Here is a 19,759-nt window from a genome sequence, read left to right as displayed (position 1 = left end):
AGCTTGGCGACTGTTTTTCCCTTTGCCGGACGTGTTCTGGACGAGACGCCGATGCTACTCGGCGAAGGCCCGACCTTCGACCCTGCGACCGGTACCGCCTGGTGGTTCAATATTCTCGAGCGCGAACTGCATGAGCTGCATCTCGCCTCCGGCCGCAAGACCGTGCATGCCCTGCCCTTCATGGGCAGTGCGCTCGCCAAGGTCAGCGACAGCAAACAGCTGATCGCCTCCGATGACGGACTTTTCCTGCGAGACACGGCAACAGGCGTGCTGACGCTGCATGCGGAGCTGGAAAAGGATTTGCCCGGCAACCGCTCCAATGACGGGCGCATGCACCCCTCCGGCGCGCTGTGGATCGGCACCATGGGTCGTAAGGCGGAGACGGGCGCGGGCAGCATCTATCATGTTTCCAAAGGCACCGTGACGAAGCTGTTTGGCGAGATCAGCATTCCGAATTCGATCTGCTTCTCACCCGATGGCGCGACGGGATATTACGTCGATACCAAGGTGAACAAACTGATGCGGGTGCCGCTTGATGCCGGGACCGGCCTGCCCTCCGGCAAGGCGGAAGTCTTCATCGATTCCACCGGTATCAAAGGCGGCGTGGACGGATCCGTCTGCGATGCCGAAGGGCATATCTGGAACGCCCGCTGGGGTGAGGGTGCGGTCGATCGTTACGATACGGACGGCAATCACATCGCCCGATATGAGGTGCCCGGCAAACAGACGACCTGCCCGGCCTTCATCGGCCCCGACGCGTCGCGCCTTCTTGTCACCTCGGCGCGCGAACATCTAGACGACGACGCCATTGCCGCCAATCCGCAGCATGGGTTGACGTTCGAGCTGGGGGTTGAGGTCAAGGGCCGGTTTGAGCCGCTTTACAGGCTCTAAGGCGCGGCACGCACCGCACTCTCCTCATTCCTGTGCTTGTCACAGGAATCTAGCCAGCCCAAGTCCTTGGGCTGAAAGGACTCTCTTCGCCACGCAGACGCGCGTCGGCTGGATTCCTGTGACAAGCACAGGAATGAGGGCCGTTGGGGAAGTCCCCACCGCCTCGTCCAAGGCCATTCCGTTCTCAGGAAATATCCGACAATATCTCGCGGTAATTCTCGTGCAGATACCGCTGGGTCGCGGCGGCATCGGCGGGGCGGCCGTAGAAATAGCCCTGCCCCATGGCGCAACCGAGCGCGCGCAGCTTTTCTTCTTCCGCCCGCTCTTCTATCCCCTCGGCCACAACTTCGAGATCGAGCCCTTCGCACATGGCGACGATGGCCTTGATGATATGTTCGGAAGGACGATCGCTGCTGATGCGTGACACGAAGGCGCGGTCGATCTTTACCTTGTCGAAGGTGAAATCCCGCAGGCGGCCAAGGCTAGACTGGCCGGTGCCGAAATCATCAAGCGAAATGCGAACGCCGGCGCTCTGCAATTCGCTGATGATGCGTTGCGCGGTATCGGCTGATGTCATGACAGCCGTTTCGGTGATCTCAAGTTCCAGCCGATGCGGATCGAGGCCGACACGCGAGAGAATGGACAGAATATTGTCCGCCGTGCTTGGGTCCATCAATTGCGCGGAAGAGAGGTTGAAGGACAGGAAGAGTTCACGCGGCCAGAACAGAGCCGCTTCCGCCGCCTTTCTGAGCAGGGCTTCCGACAGCGCATCGATGAAACCGCGCTCTTCGGCGAGCGGCACAAAAACCGCGGGCGATACGAAACCGAGGTCTGGATCGTTCCAGCGGGCCAGCGCCTCGAAACCGATGACCTTCGCCTCTTCCAGCCTGACGATGGGCTGGAAATGCACATCGATGGCATCTGTAATGATGGCGTTTCTGAGCGCCTGTTCCAGCTGCGTGGCGCGCTTCATCTCCTGCGCGATCTCGCGCGAATAAACCGTGATCTGGCCGCGGCCACGTCTCTTGGAGCGATAGAGCGCCGTCTCGGCGCTTTTCAGCAAATCCTCGAATTCATCGCCGGCGAAGGGATAGATGGCGAAACCGAAGGAGGAGGAAAGCCGGACGTTGCGGTCGCCGAGATCATAAGGGGCAGAAAGCACGTCCTTGATCATGTTGCCGATACGCTCGGCGCCAGTACGCTCGAACACCAGCGGCAGCACGAAGGCGAATTCGTCACCGTCATGGCGCGTCACGACCGCGCCATCGGGAATGCAGGCCTTCAGCCGGTGCGCGACCTGGCAGAGGATTTCATCGCCCGCCTGCACGCCGAAAAGATCGTTGATGGGTTTGAAGCCGTCTATATTGGCAATGCCGACCGTGAAGGGGGCGGGATCGCTGGAGCGCTCGCTGGCAAGCATCCGGATCTTGTCCCGCAAACGGTAGCGGTTGCCCAGCCCCGTCAGCGGGTCGCTGTAGGCCATCGCCTGCAACTCGTTCTGGCTGACCTGCAACGATTGCGGCTCTGCCCGTTTCATTCCTGCATCTCGTGAATCCTGTGTCGACCGCGCTCACAATGCAGGGCAAGTATTAAAAAAGCCATAGCCTCCCGGCAATGGCAATTTCAGGCCTGCAGCCGCAGGGCGTCCTTGCCGAAAAGCCGCAGGAAAACCGCCTCGACCATGTCAGGACTGACGGGTTTCAGCAGCATGTCGTCCATGCCGGAGGCCCGGCACTTGTCGAGATCGCCCTCGAATGCGTGGGTGATGACGCCGACGATGGGAATATGTTTCTCGCCGCCCAGGCCGCGCATGCGGCGGGCGACCTCGAAGCCGTCGATATCGCCCAGCGTCGTGTCGAGCAGGACGGCGGAAGGCGGTTGTTCCACAAAGAGACGCAAGGCTTCCTCGCCCGAGGTGGCGAGCCGCCAGGAAAGCCCCAGACCTTCGAGTATCTGCGAGAAGACGATCTGGTTGACCCTGTTATCCTCGACGAGAAGTATCTCGCAGACGCCGCCGGTCTTGAGTATTTCGGGCAGATCCTCCGTCATGATCTCCCAGTCCTCGTCAGCGGTTTTCTCATTTGGGGAGGATTTCAACCCAGCGGCAAGATAATGCAGCAGGGAAGCATCTATTTCCTCCTCCTCGATGGTGACGACGGGCAGATCATGCGCGGCGGCAATATCGAGGCAAGCGACGCTCATCTGGGCGTCGACAACGACCACATCGATGCTCACACCGGCGGAAGCCGCGACATCGATGAATGCGCGCTGCTCGTCCTCGCTCGTCACCGCCGCATGGTCCATGCCGCCCGCGGTCAGAAGACGACCGGCGGCTTCCGCAAAGCGCCCGTTTTCAGAGACGACCAACACCGCCTTGCTCTTTAAAACCCCGCCGCGATTGTCCGTTTCCTCGTCCCTGCCATAGATGGAGGCCACGAAAGGAACATGTTCGAGCGAGGGGATGACGGGCGTGCCATTGGCATCGATGGTGGCAAGAGCGGTCACGTCCTCCATCGTCGTCACCAGGAAATATCGGCCGGGCCGGCCCACACGCTGCTTGCGGGTGATTGTCAGCACCTCTTCGCCATTCAGGCGTCGCACCCTTTCGGGAATGACAGCCGGCGTACCGCTATCCAGCACTATACGATCGGCGGCATCGATCCGTCCGGCGACCTTGCGCGAGTGGAGATCGAAAACGGTACGGCCGAGAATGCTCTCGGGACTGGTTTCGACCAGGGCGCTGGCGGATTTGTTGAGGGCGACATAGGCCATGTTCCGATCCTTGACGAAGACGGGAAATGGCAGATTGTCGAGAATTTCCTCAACGAGCTGTACGCGCTCAAGGTCGATGCGCCATTGCTCTTCGCGTTTCTTCTGTTCGGAAATATCGGCAACCACGCTGATGCCGAGGCCGGACGGCAGGCGGTTCATGACGAAGCGCAGGAAGCGCTCTCCCTTCAGCCGTTCGGTTTTTTCCGATCTTTCCTTCCAGTGCAGCGCCAGCCGCTCGCCGATCCATTCCTCCCGGCCGAGCGGGCGGGCATTGGCGGAGAGGCTTTCCGCCTCGAGCAGATAACAATCATATAGCGCGCTCAGGTAGTCGCGCAGCCGCGCGCCCGGGCCGATAACGGCCTCTTCCAGCGGAAAAAAGCTGAGGAGTTTCCGGCTTGCAAAAATAATGTGATCATTACGGTCGTAAACGACGATCGCCGCGCCAAGCGCGTCGCAAAGGGCATCAAGCATCACCGTATGAACGCCCGCGCCAGAGGACGCCAAATCACTCAACTGCAAACTCCCGCCTGTTTTTCAGGGGTCAGGCTTATGTTTCTAGTGGAATCGTCCAGGGCAAATGCCGGGATGAAACGAAAAATTCCGAAAAAGAGACATCAGGGTTTGCAACTTGAAGCAGTCTTGAGGGGAAGATGACGCTCACCCATAGTCGACGTCACACGCCGCCCGGCGAAGGCGGCCCCGTTCCTGCGGTCATTTCAAGCCGCCTCACCATAATCAAGGCCGATTAAAGGCGGATTAACGCTTAACGCCATGTTGACCGAAATGATCAAATGCCCAAGGGACCGTAAAACATGTGCAAATTTCCACAGCCCGAGTTTTTTGCTTTCGAAGCCGTAGCGAATCCGCGAAAATGACGATCATGGCCATCAAGCAGCTTTCAGAAACCCTTATCAACCAGATCGCCGCCGGCGAGGTCATCGAGAGACCCTCCAGCGCCACGAAGGAACTGGTGGAAAACGCCATCGACGCTGGCGCGACCAGGATCGAGATCGCCACGGCGGGCGGCGGCAAGGGGCTGGTGCGGATTACCGATAACGGTTCCGGCATGTCACCTGCCGATCTGGAGCTTGCGGTCAGGCGTCACTGCACCTCGAAAATTTCCGATACGCTGGATGATATCCGCACGCTCGGGTTTCGTGGCGAGGCGCTGCCCTCCATCGGCTCGGTCGCCAAGCTGACGATTACCAGCCGCCAACAGGGCGCTGAACAGGGTTCGGTGATTTCCGTTACCGGCGGCAAGGTTTCCGATGTCCGGCCCGCCGCCTCGAATGCCGGTACAATCGTCGAGGTGCGCGACCTGTTTTTCGCCACCCCCGCGCGGCTGAAATTCCTGAAGACGGAACGGGCCGAGGCGGCCGCGATTACCGAAGTCGTCAAGCGTATGGCGATCGCCTTCCCGCATATCCGTTTCGTGCTATCAGGCACCGACCGTTCGACGCTCGAAATTCCTTCGACCGGCGACGATCATCTGGCCCGCATGGCGCAGATTCTGGGCGCCGAGTTCAAGGACAACGCCATCGAGATCGATGCCGGGCGCGAGGATGTGACGCTGACCGGTTTTGCCGGTGTTCCGACCTTCAATCGCGGCAACTCGGCGCATCAATATGTCTTCGTCAACGGCCGCCCGGTGCAGGACAAGCTGCTTTTATCCGCCATTCGCGGCGCTTATGCCGAAACCGTGCCGCATGGGCGATATCCGGTCGCGGTGCTGTCCATCACGCTTGACCCCGCCTTTGTGGATGTGAACGTGCATCCGGCGAAATCCGACGTGCGTTTTCGTGATCCCGGCCTCATTCGCGGGCTGATCGTCGGCGCGATCCGCCAGGCGCTGACGCGCGACGGCGACAGGGCCGCGACGACGGGCGCGAGCCAGATGATGAATGCGTTCCGCCCCGGCTATAGCCCGTCCGGCCTCAGGCCCTCGCCTTCCATGGCAGCCCCCGCGCCGTGGTCCGCCGCCACCTCACCGTCGCGGCCGCTTGCGGTTTCCGGGGACATGCAATTTGCCGAGGCGGTGCAATCGCGCTTTTCCGACATCACCATGCCGACGGCGCGGGCCGAGCCTCGGGAGATTTACGAGACCGCCGCGAGCCCCTCGCCGGAACCTGTGCTTTACCCGCTCGGCGCTGCGCGGGCGCAGCTGCACGAGAACTACATCATCGCCCAGACGGAAAACGGCCTTGTCATCGTCGACCAGCATGCCGCGCATGAGCGGCTGGTGTTTGAGGAAATGCGCAATGCACTGCATTCCCGGCGTCCGCCGTCGCAGGTGCTGCTCATCCCTGAAATCATCGATTTGCCGGAAGAGGATTGCGACCGGCTGATGGATCACTCCGCCGGGTTCGATGCGCTGGGGCTCGTCATCGAACGTTTCGGGCCGGGCGCGGTCGCCGTCCGGGAAACGCCTGCCATGCTGGGTGAGGTCAATGTGCAGGGGCTGGTGCGTCAGCTTGCCGACGAGATCGCCGAATGGGACGCCGCCTCCACGCTTGCCAACAAGCTGGAATATGTCGCGGCCACCATGGCCTGCCACGGCTCGGTGCGTTCCGGCCGGCGTATGCGGCCGGAAGAGATGAACGCGCTTCTACGGCAGATGGAAAACACGCCGGGTTCCGGTCAATGCAATCATGGCCGACCGACCTATATCGAACTGAAACTTTCCGATATAGAACGGCTCTTCGGCCGCAGCTGACACCTTCATCCAGCCGCAAGCAGGCGGGGCTGGCCTTGCGCCGCGCCGGGCTATATAAATTCAGGATACTGGAGCATCCGGATTGTTCAGGAAAACGCTACGCCGTTTCGGACTGGGTGCCCTGACAGGACAGAGCAGGAGACGAAAACGGATGAACAGATTTGAAGGAGGCGGCAACCGCCTCGCCGTCATCGAATATCTCGACGGTGACTTCCGCATCGTCCAGACCGGCTCGCATGTCATCTGCGCCATGACAGGCAAGACAATCCCGGTTGATGAGCTGCGCTACTGGAGCGTGGCGAGGCAGGAAGCCTATGTGGATGCGGCGGCTTCGCTGGAGGCCGAAAAGAAGGCTGGTAATTTGCCCGCCTGATAAGGGCGCGGAAGCACGCCCATAAAGAGCCATGCGTGAGAACGCTTCTTTTCACGCTGAGACTGCTCAACTCTCCACCCTCATCCCTGTGCTCGTCACAGGGATCCAGCCAGCCCAAGTCCTTGGGCTGACAAGGCTCTTCCCGCCGCGCGGACGCGCGTCGACTGGATTCCTGTGACAAGCACAGGAATGAGGAGAAGTGGGTGCACGGCGGTTTATATTCTTCGGTACTCTAAATCGACGTCCGTGCATTTTCCCGCAGCAAACGCGCGCGGCAGTTTCTCACCGCCGTATCGATAATCGTCGCGGCGGCATTGGGGTCGTCGAACACCATGTCGATTTCGATCACCAGGCTGTTCCACAATAATTCTTCCGCCCGGCCGTGGTGGCCGTTGAGCCGCACCGCATCCTTGGCCGTCGTCACCAGCTGCAAATTTTGTTTGCCGGCGTCCTGCAGAAGATCGGCGATCTCGTCGTCGCTGAAGTGGTGATGATCCGGGAAAGAGCGCTGCAGCACGATTTCGCCGCCGAGCGCCTCGACGGTTCTGAAGAATTTGGCCGGGTCGGCAATGCCCGCATAGGCCAGCACGCGCCTTCCCCTGAAGTCCTGCGGCTCCTGCGGCGTGATCGCCGCAACGAAGACGGGTTTGGCAGCCTTTGCCGCCTGCCTGACCAGCGCATCGGCCGCATGGCCTTTGCCGACCTTCAGGAGCCCGGTCATATGCCGCATCTGTTCGGCAAGCGGCGCTCTTACCGGACCGCCCGGCACGAGATGGCCGTTGCCGATGCCGCGCACCGTATCGATGACAACAAGCGCATAATCCAGCGTCAGGCGCGCGCTCTGGAAACCATCATCCATGATGATGAGATCGACGCCTTCCTTCACCAGCCGGTGCGCACCTTCCACCCGCTTGCGGGAAATGACCGTGATCGCCTCGCGCGCCAGGAGCAGGGGTTCATCGCCGACATCGGCGGAGCGGTGCTGTCCGGGATCGACAAGGGTGGTAACGTCAAGCGTGCCGCCATAACCGCGGCTGAGGAATCCGGGTTTCAGGCCTTTTGCGACGGCGGCTCTCGCAATTGCCATCGCCGTCGGCGTCTTGCCAGCGCCGCCCACGGTGAAGTTGCCGACGCAGATGACCGGAACGGGAACGCTTGCCCGTTTCGCTGTCCGCATCCGCCGGCCGGCAACCTTCCCGTAAAGAAGCGAGAAAGGTGACAGGAGCCACGCCTGCCAGCCCGCTTTCTGCCACCAGAACGGCGGCGCTTCAGAAACCATCTATTCCCGCTCCCGGCCGCGTCGCCCACGGCATTCCGTTCGCTTGTCACATGTCAGGGAGGTTGTTTGCCAGAAAAAACCGTAAATTGCAAAAATGGAATAGGCGGTTCCACGGGCCATGCCGGGCCCGGCGGAAATCTAACCGGGTTCAGAGAGCCCGTTCCGGCAAAAGCGCTTCGAGAGCGGTAATGTCCTCGAAACAATAATCAGCATCCGCACCCAGGCTTTCGCGCGAGCCTGTTCCCGTCAGAACGGCGATGCGCAGACCGGCTCCGGCATTTTTCGCCATGTGCAGATCGTGGTTATTGTCGCCGACAACGGCCACGCGTTCCGGCGGGAAGCCGATCGCCTCGCAAAATCCCAGAACCATGCCGGGCTGCGGCTTGGTGCCGTAACCGCTGTCATATCCCGCGACGAAATCGACGTCGTTTTCGAAACCGAAGCGGATGGCCGTCTGTCGAATGGAGTTTTCATTGTCGCTGGAGGCAATGCCGAGCTTGTAGCCGCGCGCCTTCAGCCTTGCGAAAAATGCCTTGAGATCGGTCACCGGCACGGATTTATCCGCCGCTTCGGTGAACAGCCGGTCAAGGCGGGCAGTCAGTTCCCCGACATCGCAGGGAGAGCCGGCGGCGACCAGACCGGCGGCGATTTCCGCCGTGTTGCCGGCGGCCAGGAGGCTGTCCGGCACCACATGACCGGTAACGGGGTCCATGCCGCAGGCGGAGAGAAGCCGGTCGGCGAGAACGGGATCGCCCTTGGCCGCGATGGTCGCAAGTTCGCGGTTCACCGGTCCCCAGCTGGCGTCATAACCTAAAAGCGTTCCGTCCTTGTCGAAAAGGACTGCGGCGATCGATTGCGCCGCGTTGAGTTCGATATCCGCTACCATGAGCCGATGGCGCTCCGTGGTTGCAGCTTGGCGGAAACGGTGAGCGGGTTGATATAGGGCTCCAGCGCCTTGACGGTGGAGGACAGCGCGCCGCGCATATCCTGAATGACCCGGTTGCCCGCATCGATCATCTTGTAACGCTCATTGTCATTGACCAGGAGGTAATGCACCGCCTTGGCCAGCATCTCGACATCGCGGATGATACGCCCGCCGCCGGCGCGGATCAGTTTCTGATAGGCCTCGCGGAAATTCTGCACATGCGCTCCTGACAGGACGGCACAGCCGAGCATCGCAGGCTCGAGCGGGTTCTGCCCGCCTTCGGCCGTCAGCGAGCGGCCAACAAAGGCAAGTTCGGTCAGCCGCAGGTAAAGCCCCATTTCGCCGATGGAATCGCCAAGGAAAATATCGGTTTCCGGCGTTATCACGTCATTGCGGCTGCGGCGCGCGACGGTGAGCCCCATGCCCTTCAGCATGGCTTCCACATCATCCCCGCGCTCGGGATGGCGCGGCACGATGATGGTCAACTGGCCATTGCGGGACTTGATCGCCGCATGCACGGTGGCGGCAGCCTTCTCCTCGCCGTCGAAAGTGGAGATGGCGGCCCATGTCTTGCGATTGCCGACCTGCTTGCGATAGTGCTCCAGAAGCGCCTCGTCGCAGGGCGGCGGGTCCGTGTCACCCTTGAGGTTGCCCGAAATCACCACCGGCCAGGAGCCGAGATCGCGGAAACGTTCGGCATCGAGATCGGACTGCGCAACCACCAGCGCCAGCTTTGAAAACAGCGATTCCGCAATATCATGCCGGGCTTTCCAGCGGTCAAAGGAACGGTCGGAGAGACGCGCATTGACACGGATCTGCGGAATGTGCCGGCGCTCCAGCTCCATCATCGTTACCGGCCAGATTTCCGATTCCGCTGTGATGGCGGCATCCGGCGCCCAGTAGGTGAGGAAGCGATTGACCGCGATCTTGATGTCGAGCGGCACATATTGGTGGATCACGTCATCGCCGAGCCGCGTGCGGGTCAGCTCGGCAGACGTGACCGTGCCGGTGGTCAGAAGCACGAAGATATCGCGCTTGCGGATTTCACGGATCAACGGGATGAGGGCAAGGGTTTCACCGACACTTGCGGCGTGGAACCAGACGAGCGGCCCGCGCGGGCGCTCGGCGCTCGCATAACCGAAACGTTCGAGCCGGCGGCGCTTGTCTTCCTTGCCCTTCGCGGCCCGATAGGAAAGATAGGGCTTGGCGAACGGGTACGCGGCGATACCGGCAATGCGGTAACCGGAAAGAGCGAAACGTGCGAGACGGCTGCTCATGACATTCTGCCCTTGATCATTCCGCGCAATGCCCTGCCCCTGTTCTGGTTGTTATCGCCGCCTACTTCTTCTCAAATTGCGTCATTTTTTGTCATCGGAAACGAAAGCGCGATCACATTTTCTCGCTCCGGCATTCCCGGCCTGCGCCGCTCGCGCAGGAATCACGGGAAAGCTCGCCTTCACCCAATAGTATTACAACGCAAGGGCAAAAGGACTCAAATTTTATCGCCCGGATTGAGAAGACGGTGCATATGCACGATAAAATAACGCATATGGGCGTTATCAACAGTCATTTGCGCCTTGGACTTCCATGCGGTGAGCGCGGAAGCATAGTCCGGATAGATGCCGACGATATCGAGCGCGTTCAAATCCCGGAACTGAACATCCTGAAGGTTTTCAAGTTCGCCGCCGAAGACGAGGTGCAGCAGCTGTTTCGGTTTGCCAGATTCCGTCATTTCTTAGTCTCTTTCTTAAACGCTGAGAGAGGCCTTCATCTGCGGGATTTCCCGGCAAACGTCAACTGTCAGACAGATGTGAAAACGCTTTCAAAAGTGCAGGCAGCGCATAATCTGCTGCAGCGCACAATGCGGGGTGGTTAACCTGCCGGCGATTATACATCAGAGGTTTTCCATCTAGCCCGACCAGACGACCGCCGGCCTTCTCCAGAATGAGGTCGGCGGCGGCCAGATCCCACTCATGCGAGTTGGCCTTGACCAGCGTTCCGTCGATGCGGCCATCCGCCACCATGGCCAGCCGGTAGGCGAGCGAGGGCACGTGCGGAATGCGTTTGACGGTGCAGCGCACCTCTTCCGGCAGATGCGTGATCACGTCTTCGGGCGCTGCCAGATGGAAGATGCCGGCATTTTCGCGCGCGGCAAAAACGGGTGACCCGTTCTTCAGAGCTTCACCACCTTCAAATGCGGTAAACTCCTCCGCAAGCGCCGGAGCGACAAGAGCCGCGACCACCGGTCGGCCTTCATGCACCACCGCGACGCTGACGCACCATGTATCCCGGCCGCCGATGAAGGCGCGGGTACCGTCAATAGGGTCGACGACGAAGACGGTGGAGCGGGAAAGCCTGTCGGTATCGTCATCCGTCTCTTCGGAAAGCCAGCCATAGTCCGGCCGGGCGGAGCGCAGGATGTTTTCGAGGATTTCATTGGCGGCGTAATCGGCCGCGCTGACCGGCGAAAGCCCGCCATTTTTCCACCAGACCTCGGGATCCTTGCGGAAGAAACCGAGGGCCGTCTCGCCCGCCTTGCGGGCGGCTTTAAGGACCAGCCTCAGATCGGAGGCCCAGCGGGCCTCAGCCATATCGTTCATTTTGCCGTCTTTTCCGCGCGCCTCAAACGGCGCACCCGTTTTTCTCTTCGCACTTGCACATAAAGGGCCGGCGAAAACAACCCGCAGGCCGCCTCACTTGCCCGCGATCGTCATGCCTTCAATGGCGAGCGTCGGGGCCGCGACGCCGTATTTACGATCGATATCATTGGCCGGTGTGACCCGCATGAACATGTCCTTCAGGTTCGAGGCAATGGTGACCTCGGAAACCGCGAAGGTCTTTTCGCCATTCTCGATCCAGAAACCGCTGGCGCCGCAGCTATACTCACCCGTGATCATATTGGCGCCGTGGCCGATCAGCTCGGTGACGTAAAAGCCGGTTCCGACCTGCCTCAGCAAGTCCTCCGGCGAGAGATCGCCCGGCTCCAGCGCGAGATTGGTAGAAGCCGGCGAAACCGCCGTGCCGCCGCGCACGCCGCGCCCGTTGGTTTCAAGGCCAAGTTCCCGCGCCGCCGAAGTGGAAAGGAACCAGTGCTTCAAAACACCGTCCTCGATCATCGTCATCTTCTCGCCCCTGACACCCTCGCCATCGAAGGGACGCGAGGACGGGCCGCGCACGATCTGCGGGTCATCGGTGAGATAAAGGCCCTTTTTCAGAACCTGCTGACCCATTTTATCGCGCAGGAAGCTGGTCTTGCGGGCAACCGAAGCGCCGTTGATCGCGCCGGCAATCGCACCGACGAAGCCGCGGGCGATGCGTGGATCGAAAACCACAGTGATGTTGCTGCCGGTATCGACCTGGCGCGGGCCGACACGCCGCACGACTTTTTCACCGGCGCGGCGGCCGATCTCTTCGGCCGCATCCAGATCGGCATAATAAAGGCGGCTGTCGAAATCGTAGTCGCGCTCCATCTTCGTGCCTTCGCCGGCGATGACGCTGACGGAGCGACTGAAGCGGCTGCCCATATAGCTGCCGGAAAAACCGTGTGACGTAGCGAGGACGAGACCGCCCATGCCACTTGATGCACCCGCACCGGAGGAATTGCTGACGCCCTTGACGCCGAGTGCTGCTTCTTCAGAAGCAAGGGCTGCCTCACGCAGCTGATCGGCCGAGACCTCAGTCGCATCGAAAAGCTCAAGATCGTCATAGGACGTCGCAAGCCGCTCCTTGTCCGCCAGGCAGGCAAAGGGATCTTCCGGCGAGACCTTGGCCATGGCGACGGCCCGTTCCGCCAGCGTCTTCAGGTCGAAGCCGGGATTGGCCGAAACGCTCGCCACCCGGCGGCCAACGAAGACGCGCAGGGAAAAATCGTCGCTTTCGGAGGATTCGGTGCTTTCCACCTTGCCCAGCCGCACGCCGACCGACTGCGAGCGGGAGCGGACGACAACGGCATCCGCCTCATCCGCGCCGGCGGCACGGGCAAGATCGACAAGTTCGCTGGCACGATCGAGAAGTTTGGAAGAATCTATTTCTGAGGACATGAGTTGGCCTTTCATTCCTGTTCCATTTATTGTGCCAGCAACCCCGCATCAAGGGCGAAACGCCGCTTTCTCCATTCGGACGGTTTTGTCGCCACCCTATTCGAAAGTCCGCCCGCATGACCGAGCACGACGCTCTCTTTTCCGAACCATTGCTGCTTCTGGCCGGCGCAGTCATCGCGGCCTCCGTTTTCCGCAAGCTCGGGCTTGGCACCGTGCTCGGTTATCTGGTCGCCGGCATCATCATCGGCCCGTTCCTGCATCTGGTCACGGATGCGAAGGACATCTTCAACGTCTCGGAACTGGGCGTCGTTTTCCTGCTCTTCATCATCGGCCTTGAGCTCAAGCCTTCACGCATCTGGCAGATGCGGCGCGATATTTTAGGCCTGGGGTTGGCTCAGGTGCTGGTGACCGGCAGCGTGCTGGCGGCCATTGCATGGTGGGCGGGGCTGATCGACTGGCGGGGAAGCGTGGTTGCGGGTTTCGGTCTTGCGCTTTCCTCCACCGCCTTTGCGCTGCAAATCCTTGCCGATGACGGCGACATGAATACGCGGCATGGCAACCGGTCCTTCTCTATCCTGCTGTTTCAGGACCTTGCCATCGTGCCGCTTCTTGCCCTCGTCACCATTCTTTCCAACCGCCCGGATGTGCCGACGGATTCGATGGTGTCCGATCTCATCGCCTCCGTCGTTGCGGTGGCGGGCATGGTGCTGGCCGGGCGTTACCTGCTCACGCCGATGTTCCAGATCATCGCCCGCACGGGTGCGCGTGAAGTGATGATCGCGGCCGCCCTTTTTGTCGTCATCGGTGCTGCCGCCATCATGGAGATGGTCGGGCTTTCCATGGGCATGGGTGCGCTGCTGGCGGGGCTGATGCTGTCGGAATCTTCCTATCGCCATGAGCTGGAGGCCGATATCGAGCCGTTTCGCGGGCTGTTTCTGGCGCTGTTCTTCATGGCCGTCGGCATGTCACTGCACATCCATATCGTTTATGAGCACATCGTCCTCATCCTGATCGCCGTGCCGGCGATGATGGCGGTGAAGGCTGCCCTGATCTATGGCCTCTGCCGCATCGCGGGCTCCTCGCGTTATGCATCGAGCCGGATTGCGCTGCTTCTGGCGCAGGGCGGCGAATTCGGTTTCGTGCTTTTCACCACGGCGGCGGCCTCCGGGCTGTTTCCGCAGGCAACCGCCTCGATCCTCGTTGCCGTTGTCACGCTTTCCATGGCGCTGACGCCGCTTCTGGCCGTGATTTCGCGGCGGCTGACGGCGGAGGATGCGGAAGAGGACAAGCTGGAAGAGGATTTCGACGGGGCGGGCGCGGATGTGCTGATGATCGGCTTTTCCCGCTTCGGCCAGATTGCCTCGCAGATCCTTCTCGCCGGCGGGCGCGACGTGACCGTCATCGACAGTTCCGCCGACCGCGTGCGTCAGGCCGCCCGGTTCGGCTTTCGCATCTTTTTCGGTGACGGCACCCGCAAGGACGTGCTGATCGCCGCAGGCATAGAGCGGGCCGATCTCGTGGCGGTCTGCACCCATAAAAAGGAGGTCACCGACCGTATCATCGACATGATCCAGTCAGAATTTCCAAGCGTGCGCATCTATGCCCGCTCTTATGACCGCGTGCATTCCCTCGACCTCAGGAAAAGAGGCGTGGAATATGAAATCCGCGAAACGCTGGAATCCGGCCTGCTGTTCGGCAGGCGCATTCTGGAGGGACTCGACATGGATGGCGAAAGGGCGTTGGCGATTGCCGACGATATTCGCGAACGCGACGAGCAGCGGCTGGAGCTTCAGGCCGTCGAAGGCCTCGCCGCCGGCCGGCAGATGCTGCACAACAAGCCGGTGCGCGAGGTGAAGCCGGAACCGCTGATGAAGCCGAAGACCAAGGCGGAAAAGTGGGAGGAGGAAGAGGGTTCGGAGGAGAGCGAGACGGAAGTTTCGCTGTGATTCAAAGGCGATGGCTGGAAGAGCGCCATTTGTTTCCCAGCGAATATCCAGGACGTACCGCTCAAGCCTCCACACCCTGCCCGCGATGAAACAGCTCCACCTGCATGTCGATCTGCCGTTTCAGGTCGTCCTTGATGCTAGCCGACGCGTTCAGCACCTCCTCGGACTTCAGGAAATCCAGCACGCCGAAACGGTGCACCGGCGGGCGCAGGAAAATATGCGGCGGGCGTAACCTCAGTTTCAGGGCGATTGCCGCCTGCATCATCAGCTGGCTGGCGCCGAACAGGCTGTCCAGCCGGTTCGGCATGGTGGTGCCGTCGCCTTCGGGGCCGCCGACGACATCGACGCCGATGACGATATCGGCCCGATCCAGCAGATGTTCATAGGGCACGGGGTTGAAGATGCCGCCATCGATCATGATGCGGCCATCGATACGAACGGGCATGAACAGTGCCGGAATGGCGGCGGACGCCGCCAGCGCCTGGATGATCTCCCCGCGTTCCACCACCACTTCGGTCTGCGCGTAATAGTCTGTGGTTATCACTTTGAGCGGAATGGCAAGCTCCGAGAAATCCTTCGGCAGAGCCTGCGGCATCAGCGCGTGCAGAATGAGTTCGAGGTTGAACTGCCCAAGGCGAAAACCGTCCACCGCGTGTCGCATCGATGCCGGGCCGAGGCTCCAGAGCCGGTTGGCGACCGAGCCCTTTCGTCCCATGAGTTCAAGCGTGTATTCGCGGATTTCGCGGCCGGTCATGCCGGCTGCCATGCCCGCGCCGATGATGGAGCCGATGGAAGAACCGGAAATCGCCACCGGCCGGATGCCGAGTTCGTCCAGCGCCTCGATGACGTTGATGTGGCAGATGCCCCGCGCCCCGCCGCCGCCGAGCGCCAGTCCGAATGTCGGCTCGTGGCCACCCGTGCTGTCACCTTGGAGAACCTCTTCCCCGGCGCGGACGATCGTGACGCTTTCGTTTACACCCTGCTCCATGCGCACACCCAAATTCTTTCCGCGGCAAAGACTCTGCCTATTCGGCAAAGAAGACAAGACCGTGGCGTGACGGGAGGTGTTCCTATCAGAGCGTTTTCGCTTTTCTTTAAATCGCGAAAACACTCCAACTCTTTGTTCTGTCGGATTTCCCGGCGGAAAACCGGGCTCCACTTTTCCTGGAAAGGTTCTAGGGCTCGTAGCGGTAGAAATGCATTTTCGTGTCGCCGAAGATGCGGCTTTCGAGCGGCTTGAATACCGGATCGACCTTTACCGCCACATCGCCGCGCTCTTCCAGAATGGCGAGCGCGCCAGGTGTCAGCCAGCCGCCGCCATGGGCTGCCGAGAAAGCCTTCTCACCATGGCCATGGCCATAGGGCGGGTCGGCGAAGAGAAGATCGAAGGGCTCGATATTATTGACACCACCGAGCTTGGTGGCGTCACGCCGCAAAATGCGGGCGCGGCCATGCAGACCCAGCGCATCGATATTTTCCCAGAGCAGCCCCCTGCCCTCGACGCCGTTTTCGACGAAGAGCGCCACACGACAGCCGCGCGAAAGCGCCTCCAGACCAACCGCGCCCGTTCCGGCAAAAACGTCCAGAACGCGCGTGCCGTCCAGACTTTCCGGATAGGCGTGGCTTAAAATGTTGAAGAGGCTTTCCCGCGTCCTGTCGATGGTCGGACGAATGGAATTCGATTTCGGCGCGGCCAGTGTCCGGCCGCGGAACTCACCGCCTACGATCCGCATTACGTGTCATTCCCCTGCCTCCAGAAGGTTTGCCACCCGGGCCTTTGCCGCCCGGCTTGCCGCCGCCGGGACCACCGGGGCCTTTGCTCTTGCCTGAGAAACCCGAACGTTCGCCACGCTCGCCCGATTTTCCGAAGGACGGTTTGCCGAATCCGGGTTTACCGCCCGGCTTGCCGCCACGAGGCTTGTCTCCCGCCGGGCGCTCGCCGCGTGGGCGCTCACCGTCTTCACGGGGCCTGTCGCGGAACGGACGGTCACCGAAAGGTTTTTCACCGCGGGCGGTGCGATCACCGAAACTCTTTTCGCCGCGTGGACGGTCACTGCGCGGACGATCACCCTCTTCACGCGGCTTGTCACGGAACGGCCGGTCGCCGAAAGGTTTGCCGCCGCGCGCCGGGCGGTCACCGAAGCTCTTTTCGCCGCGCGGACGGTCGCCGCGTCCGCGGCCACCTTCTTCTTCGCGGGGGGAATCTGAGCGGATCCACTCGCCCTCGGCATCCGCATGCCGCACAACGTTGCGGCGCGCCTCGTCCTGGGCGGAAGGCTTCTTGAAGAGGTTTTCGGCTTCCGCGCGGGCGGAAGACTTGCGCTCCTTGCCATCACGGGTGGGCCTTGCACCGGGTGCCATCCAGACATTGGCCGTGCGGCTGGTGCCGGCGGGCTGGCGTGGGCGGCGGTAGTCGCCATCATCCTCGCTGCGGCCCTTTGCGCCAAATTTCCCGGCGGGCTTGGAGCCGAACTTGCCAGCCGGCTTGTCGCCGCGCTTGGTATCCAGCCGTCCGAGCGCCTTTTCGCGACGGTCTTCCGGCTTGCCGGCAGCCTTGTCGAAACGCGGCTTGCCTTCCGGCGCATCGCTCTTTGCCCATTCGGACTTCACCGCCCGCTTCGGCGTGTTGTCTTCCTCGTCTTCAACGGGCGCATTATAGATCGGCGCGTCAAAATTGGCGCCGGCCTGTTCGATCAGACGCGGTCCGAGCTGGTCGCGCAGCATGCGGCCGCGCACTTCCAGCACCTTGCCTTCGGCGAGATCGCCGAGCTGGAACGGACCGTAGGAAACGCGGATCAGGCGGTTGACCTCGAGGCCGAGTGCGCCGAGCACGTTCTTGATCTCGCGGTTCTTGCCTTCACGCAGGCCCATGCTGATCCAGACGTTGTGACCCTGGGTACGGTCGAGCGTCGCGTCGATTGCGCCATAAAGCACGCCATCGACGGCAATGCCTTCCTTCAGCTTGTCGAGCGCTGCCTGATCGACCTCGCCATGGGCGCGCACGCGGTAACGGCGCAGCCAGCCGGTGGTCGGCAGTTCCAGCACGCGGGAAAGACCGCCATCATTGGTGAGCAGCAGCAGGCCTTCGGTATTGATATCGAGGCGGCCGATGGACAGAACGCGCGGCAGTTCGCTCGGCAGATTGTCGAAAACGGTCGGGCGGCCTTCCGGGTCGGAGTTGGTCGTCACCAGACCGGCGGGCTTGTGATAGAGCCACAGGCGCGTGCGCTCGGCACCGCGAATCGGCATGCCGTCGACTTCGATCTTGTCCGACAGCGTGGCGTTGACCACCGGTGTATCCAGCTTGACGCCGTTCAGCGACACGCGGCCTTCCATGATCATGCGTTCGACATCGCGGCGCGAGGCCACACCTGCGCGCGCCATGATCTTGGAAATGCGCTCGGGCTTGGAGCCGCCAACGGTTTCCGGCGCCGGGGCGGCCTTTGCCTCGGTCGGTTTCTTTTCGCGCTCTGCGGCGGGCTTGCCGGGGCCTTTCGGCTTCTTGTCGCGGCTAATTGTCTTGCCGCCGTCACGCTTCGGCTTGTCTTTAAAAGTCATTTGCTGTTTGCCTGTTGTTTGGGCTGTCCTATCAGGTCCAAGCACAAGGGTTAAGAGGAAATTGAAACGCAATGGCCGAAAGGACGCATTTCATGGAACTGGCGCTGGCGGAAGCCCGTGCCGCCGGCGAGCGGCAGGAGGTTCCGATCGGCGCCGTACTGGTTCTGGACGGCCGCGTCATCGCCCGTTCCGGCAACCGCACCCGTGAATTGAATGATGTGACGGCGCACGCCGAAATCGCCGTGATCCGCATGGCCTGCGAAGCGCTGGAGCAGGAACGCCTGCCCGGCGCTGATCTCTACGTGACACTGGAGCCCTGCACCATGTGTGCTGCGGCGATTTCATTCGCCCGTATCCGCCGGCTCTATTACGGTGCGGAAGACCCGAAGGGCGGCGCGGTGCATAATGGCGTGCGCTTCTTCAGCCAGCCGACCTGCCACCACGCGCCGGATGTCTATTCCGGGCTGGCGGAAAGCGAAAGTGCCGACATCCTGCGGCAATTCTTTCGCGAGAAACGCCTCGACGATTGAGCGGCCGGCGGGAGGCTCATGCTTTCCCGCAGGCCATCAGCCATTCGTTTTTACTGGAAGGGGTTCCACCAGCTCTTGCCGGTGCCGGCGACTGCCGCTTCTTTCTTGCGGCGCTTTTCTTTCTTCTGCTCAGGCTCGCCGAGATCGGTCAACTGATCCTGCGGGACGCTGCGATATTCCGCCGGCGGGTCGGTGAGGAACTTGCGCTGGGCGTTGACGACCGAGCCGCCCTGGGCTTCGGCCTTCGCCTTGCGGAAGGCTTCCCATTTCTGGCTTTCGGTCATCTGGCCGGCAGTGCCGTTACCGGCGAGCAACGGCGAGCGGTAATGCGGGTTGTTCTTGTTGGCATCCGCCTCGTCGCGCAGACGTTCGCGGGTTTCTTCCGGCGATTCCACCCATTGCGGGTTGTTTTCGCGGCTTGCCATGTTCTGCTGCGGCGTGGCCAGCTGTTCGGCACGGGTCTGGGCGGGAACGACGAGACCCGGGCGGGGGCTGTATTTCAGGTTGCGCTTGCTCTGGTCACCGGTGATCGAGGTCGCGTTGCCAAGATCGTCGACAAGCTGTTCAGCCGCCGTCTTGCCCGTACCGTAGGTCGGGCTCGTGCAGGCGCCGAGCAACACGCCTATCGCCGTGATGCCAACAACCGTGCGAAACATGCCCAAACCCTGCGCATTACCCTGCATCGTCTTCATCGAAACCCTTCCAGCCGTCCGTCCCACTGCGCCAGACATC

Annotated in this window: 17 protein-coding genes; 5 read left to right on the top strand and 12 right to left on the bottom strand. The window is 61.5% G+C overall.

Going from position 1 to position 19,759, the window contains the following annotated elements; genetic code table 11:
- The first annotated feature begins 3 nt into the window (after positions 1-3).
- Positions 4-891, top strand: coding sequence for an SMP-30/gluconolactonase/LRE family protein (locus QRN60_RS02925; RefSeq protein WP_060726057.1), 888 nt, complete (start codon positions 4-6; stop codon positions 889-891).
- Positions 892-1,075: 184 nt separating this feature from the next.
- Here the strand turns inward: QRN60_RS02925 and QRN60_RS02920 are convergent, their stop codons facing one another.
- Positions 1,076-2,428, bottom strand: a complete 1,353-nt coding sequence (locus QRN60_RS02920) for a putative bifunctional diguanylate cyclase/phosphodiesterase (RefSeq protein WP_003503140.1) — start codon at positions 2,426-2,428, stop codon at positions 1,076-1,078.
- Between the two features lie 86 nt (positions 2,429-2,514).
- Positions 2,515-4,134 carry a response regulator gene (locus QRN60_RS02915; RefSeq protein WP_162709101.1) on the bottom strand — a complete coding sequence of 540 codons (1,620 nt, stop codon included), beginning with the start codon at positions 4,132-4,134 and terminating at the stop codon, positions 2,515-2,517.
- Positions 4,135-4,543: 409 nt separating this feature from the next.
- Here QRN60_RS02915 and mutL point away from each other — a divergent pair, with 409 nt between their 5' ends.
- Positions 4,544-6,376 carry a DNA mismatch repair endonuclease MutL gene (gene mutL / locus QRN60_RS02910; protein WP_003503145.1) on the top strand — a complete coding sequence of 611 codons (1,833 nt, stop codon included), beginning with the start codon at positions 4,544-4,546 and terminating at the stop codon, positions 6,374-6,376.
- A 151-nt stretch (positions 6,377-6,527) separates the two neighbouring features.
- Positions 6,528-6,749: a DUF2093 domain-containing protein gene (locus tag QRN60_RS02905; protein ID WP_003503147.1), complete on the top strand. Its 222-nt coding sequence runs from the start codon at positions 6,528-6,530 to the stop codon at positions 6,747-6,749.
- A 232-nt stretch (positions 6,750-6,981) separates the two neighbouring features.
- Here QRN60_RS02905 and lpxK read toward each other — a convergent pair whose 3' ends face one another.
- The 6 genes from lpxK to QRN60_RS02875 all read right to left on the bottom strand — a co-directional run bounded on the left by lpxK (position 6,982) and on the right by QRN60_RS02875 (position 12,993).
- Positions 6,982-8,028 (bottom strand): tetraacyldisaccharide 4'-kinase, encoded by a 1,047-nt coding sequence (gene lpxK / locus QRN60_RS02900; protein WP_129564585.1) that lies wholly within the window; start codon positions 8,026-8,028, stop codon positions 6,982-6,984.
- 148 nt (positions 8,029-8,176) lie between these two features.
- Entirely contained in the window at positions 8,177-8,914 is a 738-nt protein-coding gene (locus QRN60_RS02895; RefSeq protein WP_129564586.1) for an HAD family hydrolase, read from the bottom strand.
- A complete protein-coding gene (gene waaA, locus QRN60_RS02890) occupies positions 8,908-10,230 on the bottom strand; it encodes a lipid IV(A) 3-deoxy-D-manno-octulosonic acid transferase (RefSeq protein ID WP_020010543.1) in 1,323 nt (440 codons plus the stop codon). The genes QRN60_RS02895 and waaA overlap by 7 nt, the downstream gene beginning before the upstream one ends.
- 215 nt (positions 10,231-10,445) lie before the next feature.
- The gene (locus QRN60_RS02885) at positions 10,446-10,685 is read right to left on the bottom strand and encodes a DUF4170 domain-containing protein (RefSeq protein WP_129564587.1); all 240 of its coding nucleotides are present in this window, start codon (positions 10,683-10,685) and stop codon (positions 10,446-10,448) included.
- A 61-nt stretch (positions 10,686-10,746) separates the two neighbouring features.
- Positions 10,747-11,553: a 3'(2'),5'-bisphosphate nucleotidase CysQ gene (locus QRN60_RS02880; RefSeq protein ID WP_112592121.1), complete on the bottom strand. Its 807-nt coding sequence runs from the start codon at positions 11,551-11,553 to the stop codon at positions 10,747-10,749.
- A gap of 93 nt (positions 11,554-11,646) precedes the next feature.
- Entirely contained in the window at positions 11,647-12,993 is a 1,347-nt protein-coding gene (locus tag QRN60_RS02875) for a TldD/PmbA family protein (RefSeq protein WP_129564588.1), read from the bottom strand.
- Between the two features lie 116 nt (positions 12,994-13,109).
- Here QRN60_RS02875 and QRN60_RS02870 point away from each other — a divergent pair, with 116 nt between their 5' ends.
- Positions 13,110-14,939 carry a monovalent cation:proton antiporter-2 (CPA2) family protein gene (locus tag QRN60_RS02870; RefSeq protein ID WP_060722959.1) on the top strand — a complete coding sequence of 610 codons (1,830 nt, stop codon included), beginning with the start codon at positions 13,110-13,112 and terminating at the stop codon, positions 14,937-14,939.
- A gap of 61 nt (positions 14,940-15,000) precedes the next feature.
- Here the strand turns inward: QRN60_RS02870 and QRN60_RS02865 are convergent, their stop codons facing one another.
- The 3 genes from QRN60_RS02865 to QRN60_RS02855 all read right to left on the bottom strand — a co-directional run bounded on the left by QRN60_RS02865 (position 15,001) and on the right by QRN60_RS02855 (position 18,497).
- Entirely contained in the window at positions 15,001-15,927 is a 927-nt protein-coding gene (locus tag QRN60_RS02865; RefSeq protein ID WP_060722958.1) for a patatin-like phospholipase family protein, read from the bottom strand.
- A gap of 187 nt (positions 15,928-16,114) precedes the next feature.
- Positions 16,115-16,672, bottom strand: coding sequence for a 16S rRNA (guanine(966)-N(2))-methyltransferase RsmD (gene rsmD / locus QRN60_RS02860; protein WP_003503166.1), 558 nt, complete (start codon positions 16,670-16,672; stop codon positions 16,115-16,117).
- Positions 16,653-18,497, bottom strand: coding sequence for a pseudouridine synthase (locus QRN60_RS02855; RefSeq protein WP_129564589.1), 1,845 nt, complete (start codon positions 18,495-18,497; stop codon positions 16,653-16,655). The genes rsmD and QRN60_RS02855 overlap by 20 nt, the downstream gene beginning before the upstream one ends.
- A gap of 71 nt (positions 18,498-18,568) precedes the next feature.
- On the opposite strand from QRN60_RS02855, the gene QRN60_RS02850 reads away from it, so the two are divergent.
- Positions 18,569-19,027 (top strand): nucleoside deaminase, encoded by a 459-nt coding sequence (locus QRN60_RS02850; RefSeq protein ID WP_003503170.1) that lies wholly within the window; start codon positions 18,569-18,571, stop codon positions 19,025-19,027.
- 50 nt (positions 19,028-19,077) lie between these two features.
- On the opposite strand, the gene QRN60_RS02845 is transcribed toward QRN60_RS02850, so the two are convergent.
- On the bottom strand, positions 19,078-19,719 hold the full coding sequence (locus QRN60_RS02845) for a hypothetical protein (RefSeq protein WP_020811949.1): 642 nt from the start codon (positions 19,717-19,719) through the stop codon (positions 19,078-19,080).
- Positions 19,720-19,759: the final 40 nt, after the last annotated feature.

Source organism: Agrobacterium sp. CFBP2214, assembly GCF_030209895.1.
GTDB lineage: Bacteria > Pseudomonadota > Alphaproteobacteria > Rhizobiales > Rhizobiaceae > Agrobacterium > Agrobacterium radiobacter.
This window is presented reverse-complemented; position numbering and strand designations above follow the sequence as displayed.